Consider the following 13157-nt stretch of genomic DNA (forward strand, 5'->3'; position numbering starts at 1 on the left):
ATGTCAGCTGGCCGCACGCTGCGCGCCTGGCTGGATCAACGCAGCGAAATCCGCGATCAACGTATCGACCGCCGCGTCCTGCGTCGCCCACGAGGTCACGAAGCGGATCACCCAGCGGCCATCGCTCAGCACCTGCCAGCGCTCGAAGTCGTAGCGCTGCGCCAGGGTCTCGACCGCGGCGGCAGGCAGGATCACGAACAACTGGTTGGTTGGCGAGTCCGAGGCGAACTCCGCGCCGGCCGCGGCCAGTCCCTCGCGCAGCCGCGCGGCCATGCGGTTGGCGTGCGCGGCGAGCTCGTAGAACAGCCCGTCATCGAACAGCGCGGCGAACTGCGTGCCCAGCACCATGCCCTTGGCCAGCAGCGCGCCGCGCTGCTTGAGCAGATAGCGGAAATCCGCTTTCAACCCCTGGTTGAGGATCACCAACGCCTCGCCGAGCAGCGCGCCGTTCTTGGTGCCGCCGATATAGAACACATCGGTGAGCGCGGCGACATCGGCCAGCGTCAGGTCGTTGCCCGCGGCGGTGAGCGCGCTGCCGATGCGCGCGCCGTCCAGGAACAGCAGCAGCCCATGCGCGTCGCAGAACGCGCGCAAGGCCTGCAGTTCGTGCCTGCGGTAAATCGTGCCGACCTCGGTGGTGTTGGACACGTAGACCAACCGTGGCTGCACCAGGTGCTCGTTGCCGTGCTCGACCAGCAGCGGCGCGATCCGCTCCGGCGTGAGCCGGCCGTCGGCCGCCTCCACGGTGAGCACCTTGTGTCCGGTGGCCTCGATCGCGCCGGTCTCGTGGGTGGCGATGTGGCCGCAGGCGGCGGCGATCGCCGCCTGGTGCGGGCGCAGGAACGCGGCGATGGCGGTGAGGTTGGTCTGGGTGCCGCCGACCAGCAGGTGCACGTCGGCGTCGGCGCAGCCGATCTCGGCACGGATCAGCTGCGCAGCGCGCGCGCTGTGCCGGTCCAGGCCATAGCCGGCGTTCTGCTCGGCGCTGGCCGCAGCCAGCGCGGCAAGCAGGCGCGGATGCGCACCTTCGCTGTAGTCGTTGCGGAAGCCAATCCGCGGCGCGGCGGCGCTCACAGCCCCTTCGCCGCTTCGGCGACCGCACGGAACAGCGCGCGGCCCTTGTTCATCGTCTCGTCCCATTCGGTCTGCGGATCGGAGTCGTAGACGATGCCGGCACCGGCCTGCACGTGCAGGCGGCCGTGCTTGATCACGGCGGTGCGGATGGCGATGGCGGTATCGGCGTCGCCGTGCCAGCCGAGGTAGCCGATGCTGCCGGCATAGACGTTGCGCTTGATCGGCTCCAGCTCGCGGATCACTTCCAGCGCGCGGATCTTCGGCGCGCCGCTGACGGTGCCGGCAGGGAAGGTGGCGCGCAGCACGTCGGCGTAGCTGAGGCCGGGCAACAGGGTGCCAGTGACTTCGCTGACGATGTGCATGACGTGGCTGTAGCGCTCGATCACGAAGCGCTCGCCGACCGCGACGCTGCCGGCCTGCGAGACCCGGCCCGCATCGTTGCGGCCGAGGTCGATCAGCATCAGGTGTTCGGCGCGCTCCTTCGGATCGGCGAGCAGTTCCGCCTCCAGCGCCTGGTCCTCTTCGGGGGTCTTGCCACGCGGACGGGTGCCGGCGATCGGGCGCACGGTGACCTGGCCGTTCTCCAACCGCACCAGGATCTCCGGCGAGGAACCGACCACCTGGGTGTCGCCGACGTCGAGGAAATACATGTACGGCGACGGATTCAGCGCGCGCAGCGCGCGGTACACGTCCACCGGGCGCGCGGTGAACGGCACGCTCAGGCGCTGGCTCAGCACCACCTGGAAGATATCGCCGGCGCGGATGTAGTCCTTGGATTTCTCCACCGCGGCGATGAAGCCCTCGCGAGTGAAACCGGAGACGAAGTCGCTCTCGTCCAGCACATCGCGCGCCAGCGGCGCGGGGTAGCCGGCGCCGGGCTGGCGCAGCGTGGTGGTGAGCGCATCCAAGCGCGCCTGCGCACGCTCCCAGGCATCGGCTTCGGCTGGGTCGGCATGCACGATCAGGTACAGGCGGCCCTTGAGGTTGTCGAAGACCGCCACTTCCTCGGACAGCATCAGCAGGATGTCAGGCGTGTCCAGTTCGTCGCGGGCGACGGCACCGGCCAGGCGCGGCTCGATGTAGCCGATGCATTCGAAGCCGAACCAGCCGACCAGGCCGCCGGTGAAGCCGGGCACGCCCGCCAGCTTGGGCACCACGTGCTGGGCGCGCAGCGCCTCGACCTCGGCGAAGGGATCGGCGACCTCGCGACGCTCGATCAGCTCGCCATGGTCGCGCACCTCCAGGGTGTGCCCACGGAAGGTGTACACGCGGCGCACCGGCAGGCCGATGATCGAGTAGCGCCCGAAGCGTTCGCCGCCTTCGACCGATTCGAACAGATAGGTGTGCGGGGCGTCGGCGAGCTTGAGATAGACCGACAGCGGTGTGTCCAGGTCGGACAGCACTTCGCGGACGACGGGGATGCGGGTGTGACCTTCAGCGGCGTAGCGCTGGAACTGCTCGCGGGTAATCAAGACGGCTTTCCTTCCGGGACTCGGTGACAGGGCGGACGACGGCTGCAGGCCACCATCGCCACGCACGGCGAGCGGAAGTGAAGGAAAGCGGGGTCGTCAGGCTGGACACGGCGGCTACTTTACCGCAACTGCGGCGACTGGCAACGGTTGCAGGCGCGACCAATCGATCGCGGTGCGGAAGCGGTCGGCGAGGGTGTCGCGTCGGGACTGAAGTCCCTCCCACAGGGGGTCCACTTGCCTTGGTGCGGTGTGCGGAGTCCAAGGTGGGCGCTCTGTCATCGCATGCGCGTCCACGATCGAATCGAGCATCGCCACACCGCCTGTCGTAGGAGCGGCTTTAGCCGCGACGGGCATTACCGGGAATGCCGGTCGCGGCTAAAGTCGCTCCTACGAGGGCAACGCGACAGCAACACGAGCGCAGATGGATGGCGGGCGCTGCGAGCCTGCTGGCATCAGCGCGCCCGCAGCAACGGCGACTCAGGCGGCAGGTGCATGCGCAGGCGCCCGGGCACGCAGTCGATGCGGAAGTGGCGCGAGGTTTCCGGCTCGCCGTCCAGGTTCAGGGTCAGCGGCTGCGCCGCCTCGATCCGCAGCCACGGCAGGCGCGCGCGCACCGCCACCCGCTCCAGCGCGGCCTGCTTGCCGGACGTGACCAGGGTGCCCAGGGTCGCGGCGACCTCGCCGGTCAACTCCGGCACCAGGGTCAGGTCGAGCAGGCCGTCGTCGAGCAGCGCCTCCGGGCACAGCACCTGGCCACCGCCGGCCTGGCGGCCGTTGCCCAGGCCGAGCGCGATGAAATCGCCCTCCCAGGAAAACTCCGGCCCTTCGAAGCGCGCCCGGATCGGATCGATCCGACCCAGCCGGCTCATGCCGGTGACCAGGTAGGCCAGCCCGCCGAGCATCTTCTTCAGGCCTTCATCGGTCTCCACCGTGACCTGGGTGCCGAAGCCGCCGCTGGCGACGTTGGCGCACCAGTGCGGGCCGTGCTCGGCCTCGATGCGCAGCAGGTCGATCGGCAGCGCCAGCGTGCGGGCGATCAGCTCCAGTGCCTCCAGCGGTGGCAGCGGGATACCAGTGGCCGTGGCGAAATCGTTGGCCGTGCCCAGCGCCACCAGTCCCAGGGCCGGCAGCGCGTCGCCCGTTTCCTGGCGATGCGCCAGCGCCGTGGCGACCTCGCTGAGGGTGCCGTCGCCGCCGGCGGCGACGATGCACGCAGCACCGTCGGCCACCGCTTCGGCCACGTAGCGCTCGGCATCGCCCTGCTCCCAGGTGACCCGCACCTGCAGCGCCACGCCGCGCGTACGCATGGCCATGACCGCCTCGCGCAACGCCTCGTCGCCGGCCGACTTGCCGTTGAGGATCAGACGCCAATGCGCTGCAGCCATGCGAACCATCCCGGGGTGAGGCGCCCACGCTAACGGGCGCGGCATGCGCGATGCGTGAATCCAAGGCGCGTGCGCTGTCATACGCACGTCACCGAGGATCCGGAACATGGAAGGCCATAGCAAGGAAGACGGATGGAGGCAGGATCAGCCTCCGATTTCTCTCCCAGGGGCCGCACCGGCGACGGTGCGGTTCTTTTATTTGGACGCCCGCCGCCGCTCAGCCGGCCGCGAACCGGGCCAGCGCCTCGCCCTGCAGCCGGTACACGGTCCACTCGTCCTGCGCGCGGGCGCCGACCGCTTCGTAGAAGTCGATGGCCGGCTGGTTCCAGTCCAGCACCGACCATTCGAAGCGGCCGCAGCCCTCGGCCACCGCCTGCCGCGCCAGGTGCTGCAGCAACGCCTTGCCGGCGCCCACGCCGCGGTGCGCCGGGTCCACGTACAGGTCTTCCAGGTACAGGCCGTTGCGGCCGAGCCAGGTAGAGTAGTTGTAGAAGTACACCGCGTAGCCGATCGGCTGGCCGTCGGCCTCGCAGATCAGCGCCTGGGCGCGGGCGTCGGCGCCGAACAGGCTGGCGCGCAGGCCGGCCTCGTCGGTCTGCACCGCGTCCTCGGCGCGCTCGTAGCGGGCCAGGTCGCGGATCAGGCGCAGGATCAGCGCCGCGTCGTCGGCCACTGCCGGGCGGATGTGCAGCGCCGCCATCTCAGCGCCCCGCCACCGCGGCGCGCATCTGCGTGATCACCTCGGCGTAGTCCGGCGCATTGAAGATGGCCGAGCCGGCGACGAAGGTGTCGGCGCCAGCGGCGGCGATCGCGGCGATGTTGTCCGGCTTGACCCCGCCATCGATCTCCAGCCGGATCGGCTTGCCGCTGGCGTCGATGCGGGCGCGGATCGCGCGCAGCTTGTCCAGCGCCGAGGGAATGAAGGCCTGGCCGCCGAAGCCCGGGTTGACCGACATCACCAGGACCAGGTCCAGGTCGTCCAGCACCCAGTCGAGGATGTCCAACGGGGTGGCCGGGTTGAGCACCAGGCCGGCCTTGCAGCCGTGCGACTTGATCAGCTGGATGCTGCGGTGCACGTGGCGGCTGGCCTCGGGATGGAAGCTGATGATGCTGGCGCCGGCCTCGGCGAAATCGGGGATCAGCCGGTCCACCGGCTCGACCATCAGGTGCACGTCGATCGGCGCGGTGACGCCGTGCTTGCGCAGCGCCTGGCAGACCATCGGGCCGATGGTCAGGTTCGGCACGTAATGGTTGTCCATCACGTCGAAGTGGATCCAGTCGGCGCCGGCGCGCAGCACGGCATCCACTTCCTCGCCGAGGCGGGCGAAATCGGCGGACAGGATGGACGGGGAGATGATGCAGTCGGACATGGCGGGATCTCAGCGCTTGCGCAGGGTGCGGATACGGTCGTAGGCCGTGTTGAGCTGGCTGGCCTTCTTCTCGGCGCGGGCGCGCAGCTCGGGGCTGGCGCTGGCGACCTTGTCGGGGTGGTACTGGGACATCAGCCGGCGATAGGCCAGTTCGATCTCGGCGTCGGTGGCGTCGCGGGTCAGGCCCAGTTCCCGGTAGGGATCCTCGCGCTGGGACAGCTTGAACCAGTCGGCGTCGAAGGCATGCCCGATCAGCAGCCCGATCAACGCGCCCAGCACCGGCGTGGGCCGCAGCAGCAGGGCCCCGGCGATGGCGCCGAGCAGTTTTCCGTACCAGGGCATGGGGCAAGGGCGGGCGCGGCGTCAGGGCCGGCCATTTTACGGCACAGCGGGGCATTCCGGCCGTACACTACGCGGCCCGCCGTCCGCCGCGGGCCCGCCGGGTCCCGGGACGGTCGCCATTGCGAAGTCCGTAGGAGTGCCTGTGTCCACCACGCTGTTGCAATCCGATCTGCCCGGCCTGCCCTTGCGCCACCGCGGCAAAGTCCGCGACGTGTTCGATATTCCCCGCGAGCGCCTGCCGGCCGATGCGCCGCCCGGCGACTACCTGCTGATGGTCGCCACCGACCGCCTCTCCGCCTTCGACGTGGTGCTGCCCGACCCGATCCCGGGCAAGGGCGAGATGCTGTGCCAGGTCTCCAACTTCTGGTTCAAGAAGACCGAGCACCTGATGCCCAACCACCTCACCGGCATCGACGTGGCCGCGGTGCTGCCCGAGGGCGTGGACAAGGCCCTGTACGCCAAGCGCGCGGTGGTGACCCGCAAGCTCAAGCCGGTGCCGGTGGAGGCCATCGCCCGCGGCTACCTGATCGGCAGCGGCTGGAAGGACTACCAGCGCACCGGCAAGGTCAGCGGCATCGAACTGCCCGACGGCCTGCGCCAGGCCGAGAAGCTGGCCGAACCGATCTTCACCCCGTCGACCAAGGCCGCCGTCGGCGACCACGACGAGAACATCGACTTCGACGCCATGGTCAAGACCGTGGGCGCCGAACTGGCCGAGCGCGTGCGCGACGCCACCCTGCGCATCTACCGTTTCGCCGCCGACTTCGCCGCCGAGCGCGGCATCCTGCTGGCCGACACCAAGTTCGAGTTCGGCACCGACGCCGACGGGCGCCTGTACATCATGGACGAGATGCTGACCCCGGACTCCTCGCGCTACTGGCCAGCCGACCAGTACGAGGTCGGGACCAGCCCGCCGAGCTACGACAAGCAGTTCGTGCGCGACTACCTGGAGACGCTGGACTGGGGCAAGACCGCGCCCGGCCCGCGCCTGCCGCAGGAGGTGATCGACCGTACCCGCGCCAAGTACGCCGAGGCGCTGCAGCGGCTGGCGGGGATTTCGGTCGACTGAGTGTGCGCCCGCGCGCCGGATGCCCGGCGCGTCACGGGTGGTCGCGGACGGCGGCCACCTTGCGGGCACCCACCGCCATGCCCGCCGCTTCACGACCCTGAGAATCCTGGCCGGCTAGACTCCGGCACCCGCGCGAGCGCTCGCGCGTGCGACTTGATCAGGAGGATCCGTTGGCTAGTTCGCCCCCGCTTTTTGCATCCCTGGTGCTTTTCATGGCGCTGGCAGCCTGCAGCCCTAGGCAGACCGACGCGTCGACAACTGCGAGCCCCGCCGCTAACGCTTCCGCTCGCACTGCATCTTCGGACGAGGCCACCCCCGTTCGCGCGTCCACCACATCACAGACGGCCCACCAGGATGACGGCGTTGCAGCACTGGCCGAGTCCTTGCACCTTCGTTGTGAGAATGCGGCCAAGGGTAAAGGCTGCGTAGCGGGCAACATGGACGCTGGCGATTTCTACGACGTCGACGTGTCTCCACGCTGTGGCGCAGACGGAAACTTCGCAGGCGTGGCCGAACGCGACGCGACACTTCTGGATGCCTTACCCGTCACCGGCAGCAAGGTGCAGGTCACCGCCAAGCTTTCAGATGGACAGTTCGTCTGCATTCTGGCGACCGCGCATGCGGGTCAACAGGCAGCCTACTACTACGTGGCCGCCATCCCTCCCGCCGGCGTCGGCGCATGCAACGGCAAGCCCATTTGCAATCAGTATGGCGAGCGCCCAATCGACTTCGTGACACAGCGCAAACAGGGAAAACACTGCACCATTGCAGGCAATGCGCGTCCCGAAGGCGATTGTGCGCAAGGATGGATCGAACCGCGGAAGCTGGATGTGTTCTCGAACGGACTGTGATCCTTTCGCCACGCTGCTGACAGCCCTGACGCTGGCTGCCGGCAGAACCCCGACAATGTCCCGCTTCGGCTTCACGACACGATGATCCTGGTGAACTAAAATCACCCGCCCGAAGGGCGATTGCCCGCCCGACCCGATCAGGAGGATCCGTTGGCTATCGCACGCCCCATTCTGACGTCTCTGGCATTGGCCGCGGCCCTGGTCGCGTGCAAGGCGCAAACTGCTGACTCCACGGTCGCCGCGGCGACAGCCGCCCCCGCGCAGGCCGCGCCCGCCGCAGACGCCCCGCGTTGCCAGGATGCCGATTTCGACACCTTCCTCAAGCGCTTCAGCGCCGACATCGCGGTCCAGGAAAAGGCCACCGCGAACCCATTGACGATGATCCATATCGACCCGGACGCGCAGCCGGAGCCAGCACCGGTGACCCGCAACGTGCCGTTGGCCGAGGTCGAATGGCCGGTGATCCCTAATCTGGAGGCCGCTCGCAAGGGCGGGCGCGAGGTCGTGGTAACGCAGAACGCCGGGGGCCGGCAGGTCATGGTGCGCACCCCCGATACCGGCGACCAGCAGGTCTACCAGTTCGAGCAGAAGCCTTGCTGGACGCTGGTGAAGGTCGACGATCAGGCGTTGTAGTCGCGGCCCCGGGAGACCCGCATGGATGCTTCTTCGCCAGCGCAGCGCCGTCCCACCTATCGCGCCACAAGCGTCCGCCGTCTATCCAACACTCGCGCCCAGAAAGTGCGGAGCAGTACGTATATGCCCGCCTCACTGGGTGGAAATCGAACCTAAAAGAGGAATTCGCGTGCATTTCCTGAAATTGTCTTCGCCTCTCCTCGCCCTGGCATTGGCAGCCTGCGGAGGTGCACCCGCGGATGGCAAGCCTGCCGACATGCGAGACACCCCGCAGCAGTCTCCCTCCCCTAGTCAACAAAGCCAGGGGCAGAACGCCACCGCCAACCAGCAAGGGAGTGCTCCTGTGCAAAATGTCGCATCCTTCGTTCCTGCTGGCATGGAAGCCGTGGACACGCTCCGGGGCGACCTCACCGGCACCGGTCGGTCAGATGCATTACTGGTCGTTTCCCCTCCATCGTCCGCTGGCGAGAAGTTAGGTCAGGGCGCACCAAGAACAGTGATCCTGCTGACCCAGGATGAACGTGGAGAGCTGCACAACGCCGCGGAGAATGCGCATATCGTCCCATGCGCGAACTGCGGCGGCATGGCCGGCGATCCTTATGCGTTTTCGCGGATCGAGAAAGGGCAATTCACCATCTCCATCTCGGGCGGCTCGCGCGAGCGCTGGGCTGACGACTTCACTTTCCGCTATGCGCCTGACAGCAAAACCTGGCTGCTGGACAAGGTGGTACGCGAACTCACCGATACGCAATCCGAACAACACAAGCAATTGGAACTGACGGCCAAAGATTTCGGGCAGGTGGCATTCGCGGATTTCGACCCCGCCAAGCTACCCAAGGTCGCCCCACTGGAAGAGGGCGCACCAGACAAGAATTAAAGGGAAGTAATGGTTTCCGCGGACAAGGATGGTCCGTCCATCACGTTGCTGAGAAATGAGGAGCTACACCATGGCAACAGACAGAGAGAACCAGATGCTGCGCGCCGCCTACGCGGCCGGCATCACCCAGCCCAGGGAACTGGCGAATTTCATGGCGCAGGTGGGCCATGAATCCGGCGGACTTTCCAGGCTTGAGGAAAGCTTCAATTACACGAAGGGAATCGGGCAGATCTCCGCCAATGTGCGTTCTGCTTTGCGCGAAGGTCCGGAGGCACTGGAAAGCGCGCGTATCGAGGCACTCAGGGGACGGCCGGAACGGCTCGGCGAACTCATGTACGGCAATCGCCGGGATCTTGGCAACGATCAGCCGGGAGACGGTTATCTCTATCACGGCCGTGGCTACATGCAATTGACCGGCAAGGCGCAGTACCGCGCGGCTGGCGAGGCGTTGGGGCTGGACTTGGTCAATCGGCCAGAACTGGCATCTCAGCCCGAGAACGCCTCGCGCATCGCCACTTGGTACTGGCAGCAGAAAGTTCCCGAGGAGCAGCGCAACAGCGTCCAAAACGCGGGTGCCACCATCAACGGCGCCAACCCACCGAACGGCCTGGCGGATCGCGAGAGGCGTTTCGAACACTGGCAACGAACGCTGACACCCGAGTTGATGCAGAACCTGGCAGCGGGACGGCTGGGTGAGCCTGTGGCTGCACCCACGCAGGGCCATCGGCCGGCGACCGCCAACGTCGGGGCGTCCCACAGCAACTTCCAGCAGACGATGGAGCGCATGCTGCCGAGCCAGGGCAAGGTCGATCCGCACATCACCGGGCACTATGGCGAACAGCGTGCCCGTGGCCCGCACGGGGGCACCGACTTCAACTACGAAGGCGGCCAGACCGGCATCAACCGGCAGCACCCGACGGTGCACGCGCCGATCTCCGGAACGGTGACCTTCTCCGGCGGCCAGTACGGCACGGTGAAGATCCGTGACGCGCAAGGCAACTCGCACGAAATCCTGCATCTGGACTCACGCTCGGTGAAAGAAGGCGATACCGTGCGCGCCGGGGATCCGATCGGCACCATGGGCGGACGCGGCCCGAATGGGGCGAACCAGTACGCGCAGCACGTGCATTACCAGATGCACGATGCGAACGGGAAAGCCGTCAGCCCGGAGACGTGGTGGAACCGCGGCCAGCAGGTCGACGCTCATGGCCGCGATCAGGCACAGCATGGCAACGGCACGCTGCGCCAGGGCGACCACGGTCAAGAGGTGCGCGAGTTGCAGCAGCACCTCAACCGCCTCGGCATCCGCGACGCGCAAGGTCGCCCGCTGGCCGAGGACGGGCGCTTCGGCGACAACACCCACGAAGCGGTGACGGCCCTGCAGAAACAGCGCGGCCTCACCCAGGACGGCATCGTCGGCCGCGACACCCGGGCCGGGCTGGCGGCCGCCGAGCAGGCGCAGGCCAAGCCGACGAAAGGTCCGCAACTCGGCGAGCCGGGGCATCCGGATACGCCGCTGTACGACAAGATGCGCACGGAGGCCGATCGCGCCGCCAAGCAGGCCGATCCGCAACACGCCAAGCTGTCGAACGAGGCGGTGGCCAACCTGACGCTGCAGGCCAAGCAGGCCGGGATCGACCACCCGGAAAAGCTGAAGGAAGTCAGCATGCGTGGTGAAACGGCCTTCGTCGCCGGGACCACGCCGGGCTTCCGTGCGGTGGTGGATCTGCAGCAGCCAGCACCACCGCTGGAGCAGACCAGCGCGCAACTGGCTCGCCAGTCCGCGCAGCAGCAGGAGTCGGTGCAGCGGGAGCAGCAGCAGGAGTCGAACAAGAGCATGGCGCGCGCCTGAGTCGCCAAGCCGTGGCGGGGCGATCGTGCCGACAGCGCGATCGCCCCTGCTCGACGACGCCACCGCTTGCTTGCGGCGATTGGTCACGTGCTGGCTGACGCATTCCAGACGCTGGTCGTCGAAACGCAAAAAAGCGTCTCTCATGCCTGCCTCCGGCTCGATCGAGCCGGCTGCAAGTTGCACCTGTAGGAGCGGCTTCAGCCGCGACGGGGCGTCCCCGGTGAGGCCCGTCGCGGCTGAAGCCGCTCCTACGAGATGCTTCCCGAAGTTTTAGTTTTAGAAGCCCGACACGCCGCGCGGTGTCTCCGCATCGCGCCGGCGATGGCGCTATGCTGGAGCGGTTCCTGGGAGGGAAGATGGATACCACCGCCTACGCGCGCCCGATCGACCGCTATTTCGCCAGCTATTCCGACGATCACCGCAATGCCGCCAACCAGCGCATCCATGTGGTCGCGGTGCCGGCGATCCTGTGGTCGGTGGTGGCCCTGCTGTGGTGCATCCCGGTCGGCGGCACCTTGTTCCAGAGCGGGCTGTGGGCGGCGCTGGGCATGTTCGCGGCGTGGATGTACTACAACCGCCTGTCGCGCCCGCTGGGCTACGGCATGCTGGCGGCGTTCTTCTTCTGCGGCTGCCTGTGCCGGCTGCTGGAAGCGCACCTGGGCCTGCAGGGGCTGCTGTGGCTGGCGATCGGCGTGTTCGTGGTGGCCTGGATCGCGCAGTTCATCGGACACGCGCTGGAAGGCCACCGCCCCAGCTTCCTCACCGATCTGACCTATCTGCTGATCGGCCCGGCCTGGGTGCTGGCCAAGCTGTACCGGCGCATGCACTGGCGCTACTGAGCGCACCCACCCACGCGACGACCCAGCACAGGCGCGCGCGGGCGCTGCCCAAGTCCAGCGTCCCTCGTCCACCGCGGCGCCTGCGCGCCCTCCACATCCAGCTGGCGAGTGGGCGACGTTGCGTCAGCCCGGCGTCGCCGCGTCGCCAAGGTCCAGGCCCAACATCGCCGCATCCGGCGCGAAGGCGCGCGGCGCGTAGCCGAAATCCTGCTGCGCCGGTTGCAGATCGAATGCCAGGTCCTCGCGCATGCGCTGCAGCGCGGCGCGGTTCATGCCCTGCAGGCGGCCACAGGCGTGGGCCAGCGTCAGCGCCAAGGCGAACGCTGCATGCGGCAGCGATAGCAACCGCGCCGGCGGCCGCAGCGCGGCCAGCACCCGCCGCACCATCTCGCGGTAGGTCAACGTCTCGCCGCCGCCGAGGGCGTAGCTGCGCCCGTGCGTGGCCGGATGCGCCAGCACCGCCAGCGCCGCGTCGGCCAGGTCCTGCACGTGCACCGGCTGGCGCAGGCCGCTGGCGCTGCGCGGCAGCACGAACCAGCCGGTGCGCCGCGCCAGTGCCGCGATCGCGCTGAGGGTGCGGTCGCGGCCGGCGCCATACACCAGGGTCGGCCGCAATACCGTCGCCGCCGCGTCGCGTTCGGCGGCGACCGCGAACACGATGGCTTCGGCCTCGCGCAGGCGCCGGGCGACGTCGCGTTCGGCGGCGTCCAGCGAGTCGCGCTTGACCTCCAGGCTGGTCGAGCCGAAGGCGACCACGCGCGCGGCGGCGACCGGCGCGCGCCGATACCAGTCGGCGAAGGCATCCAGCGGCCCGCAACTGAACACCACGTCGGCCGCCACCGGGGGCGCCTGCAGCGCGCTGAGTTCGCCGGCATGCCAGTGCAGGCCGGGGTGCGCCGCGCGCGCCTGTCGGGAGTAGGCATGCACTTCCCACCCGTCGGCCAGCAGGCGGTGCAGCAGGCGCTCGCCGATCTGGCCGCTACCGCCGAACACCAGCGCGATGCGCGGTGGCGCGACGGTCGTCGGAGAAGCGGAGGCAGCGGCGAGCGAATCGGTCATCGGCACAGGATAGTGCGTGCGCCGCCGTTTGCGGCTGGAATCACGCGGCATCCGCACGCTGCACGGCATGCCACGGCCGGTGGAGGCGGACAAGGCGACGCGTGGCGCGGACATACGCAGCCGCCAACGATCGCCAAGCGCACCGGCGACCTGGCCCGGGCCGCACGCACCAGCACCCGGATGGAGAGCGACGCGCGATGCGCTGCAGAACGCGCTCACCCATGGCAATGCTTGCGCCACACGCAAGCGCGCCGCGTGGTGCGCATGGCGTTTGGTACATCGCGCAGCGCCAACGTTCGATCGCCCTCATCCCACCCGCACTCGCAAGCGCATC

General features: G+C 68.4%; 13 protein-coding genes. 6 read left to right on the top strand and 7 right to left on the bottom strand.

The annotated features are described in order from the left end of the window. Positions 1-3: 3 nt before the first annotated feature. The 6 genes from PIQ37_RS16655 to PIQ37_RS16680 form a co-directional block, all read right to left on the bottom strand. Positions 4-1074, bottom strand: a complete 1071-nt coding sequence (locus PIQ37_RS16655) for a threonine aldolase family protein (RefSeq protein WP_342074307.1) — start codon at positions 1072-1074, stop codon at positions 4-6. Beyond that, on the bottom strand, positions 1071-2546 hold the full coding sequence (trpE, locus tag PIQ37_RS16660) for an anthranilate synthase component I (RefSeq protein WP_026144605.1): 1476 nt from the start codon (positions 2544-2546) through the stop codon (positions 1071-1073). The genes PIQ37_RS16655 and trpE overlap by 4 nt, the downstream gene beginning before the upstream one ends. Before the next feature lie 452 nt (positions 2547-2998). Next, on the bottom strand, positions 2999-3931 hold the full coding sequence (yegS, locus tag PIQ37_RS16665) for a lipid kinase YegS (RefSeq protein WP_342074308.1): 933 nt from the start codon (positions 3929-3931) through the stop codon (positions 2999-3001). Between the two features lie 217 nt (positions 3932-4148). Beyond that, entirely contained in the window at positions 4149-4631 is a 483-nt protein-coding gene (locus tag PIQ37_RS16670; RefSeq protein WP_017910180.1) for a GNAT family N-acetyltransferase, read from the bottom strand. A gap of 1 nt (position 4632) precedes the next feature. Then, on the bottom strand, positions 4633-5301 hold the full coding sequence (rpe, locus tag PIQ37_RS16675) for a ribulose-phosphate 3-epimerase (RefSeq protein ID WP_342074309.1): 669 nt from the start codon (positions 5299-5301) through the stop codon (positions 4633-4635). Between the two features lie 9 nt (positions 5302-5310). Beyond that, positions 5311-5643 carry a J domain-containing protein gene (locus PIQ37_RS16680; protein ID WP_010341396.1) on the bottom strand — a complete coding sequence of 111 codons (333 nt, stop codon included), beginning with the start codon at positions 5641-5643 and terminating at the stop codon, positions 5311-5313. 142 nt (positions 5644-5785) lie between these two features. On the opposite strand from PIQ37_RS16680, the gene PIQ37_RS16685 reads away from it, so the two are divergent. The 6 genes from PIQ37_RS16685 to PIQ37_RS16710 all read left to right on the top strand — a co-directional run bounded on the left by PIQ37_RS16685 (position 5786) and on the right by PIQ37_RS16710 (position 11764). Then, positions 5786-6712, top strand: coding sequence for a phosphoribosylaminoimidazolesuccinocarboxamide synthase (locus tag PIQ37_RS16685; RefSeq protein WP_191091472.1), 927 nt, complete (start codon positions 5786-5788; stop codon positions 6710-6712). A gap of 212 nt (positions 6713-6924) precedes the next feature. Next, the gene (locus tag PIQ37_RS16690) at positions 6925-7563 is read left to right on the top strand and encodes a hypothetical protein (protein WP_342074310.1); all 639 of its coding nucleotides are present in this window, start codon (positions 6925-6927) and stop codon (positions 7561-7563) included. A gap of 150 nt (positions 7564-7713) precedes the next feature. Beyond that, positions 7714-8196 (top strand): hypothetical protein, encoded by a 483-nt coding sequence (locus PIQ37_RS16695; protein WP_342074311.1) that lies wholly within the window; start codon positions 7714-7716, stop codon positions 8194-8196. A gap of 376 nt (positions 8197-8572) precedes the next feature. Next, a complete protein-coding gene (locus PIQ37_RS16700) occupies positions 8573-9073 on the top strand; it encodes a hypothetical protein (RefSeq protein WP_407136830.1) in 501 nt (166 codons plus the stop codon). A gap of 70 nt (positions 9074-9143) precedes the next feature. Next, complete coding sequence (locus PIQ37_RS16705) at positions 9144-10925, top strand: peptidoglycan-binding protein (protein ID WP_342074312.1); 1782 nt, start codon at positions 9144-9146, stop codon at positions 10923-10925. Between the two features lie 356 nt (positions 10926-11281). After that, positions 11282-11764, top strand: coding sequence for an Mpo1 family 2-hydroxy fatty acid dioxygenase (locus PIQ37_RS16710; RefSeq protein ID WP_010341389.1), 483 nt, complete (start codon positions 11282-11284; stop codon positions 11762-11764). Between the two features lie 123 nt (positions 11765-11887). Here the strand turns inward: PIQ37_RS16710 and PIQ37_RS16715 are convergent, their stop codons facing one another. After that, positions 11888-12823 (bottom strand): NAD-dependent epimerase/dehydratase family protein, encoded by a 936-nt coding sequence (locus tag PIQ37_RS16715; RefSeq protein ID WP_342074313.1) that lies wholly within the window; start codon positions 12821-12823, stop codon positions 11888-11890. Positions 12824-13157: the final 334 nt, after the last annotated feature.

Origin of the sequence: Xanthomonas protegens (genome assembly GCF_038442435.1) — a bacterium.
Lineage (GTDB): Bacteria > Pseudomonadota > Gammaproteobacteria > Xanthomonadales > Xanthomonadaceae > Xanthomonas_A > Xanthomonas_A sontii.

Excerpts from the sequence above, each read along its gene's own strand:
- PIQ37_RS16690 (WP_342074310.1), top strand. The coding sequence starts at position 6,925 with ATGGCGCTGGCAGCCTGCAGCCCTAGGCAGACCGACGCGTCGACAACT.
- PIQ37_RS16715 (WP_342074313.1), bottom strand. The coding sequence starts at position 12,823 with ATGACCGATTCGCTCGCCGCTGCCTCCGCTTCTCCGACGACCGTCGCG.
- PIQ37_RS16710 (WP_010341389.1), top strand. The coding sequence starts at position 11,282 with ATGGATACCACCGCCTACGCGCGCCCGATCGACCGCTATTTCGCCAGC.
- PIQ37_RS16700 (WP_407136830.1), top strand. The coding sequence starts at position 8,573 with ATGGAAGCCGTGGACACGCTCCGGGGCGACCTCACCGGCACCGGTCGG.
- PIQ37_RS16680 (WP_010341396.1), bottom strand. The coding sequence starts at position 5,643 with ATGCCCTGGTACGGAAAACTGCTCGGCGCCATCGCCGGGGCCCTGCTG.
- PIQ37_RS16670 (WP_017910180.1), bottom strand. The coding sequence starts at position 4,631 with ATGGCGGCGCTGCACATCCGCCCGGCAGTGGCCGACGACGCGGCGCTG.
- rpe (WP_342074309.1), bottom strand. The coding sequence starts at position 5,301 with ATGTCCGACTGCATCATCTCCCCGTCCATCCTGTCCGCCGATTTCGCC.
- PIQ37_RS16705 (WP_342074312.1), top strand. The coding sequence starts at position 9,144 with ATGGCAACAGACAGAGAGAACCAGATGCTGCGCGCCGCCTACGCGGCC.
- yegS (WP_342074308.1), bottom strand. The coding sequence starts at position 3,931 with ATGGCTGCAGCGCATTGGCGTCTGATCCTCAACGGCAAGTCGGCCGGC.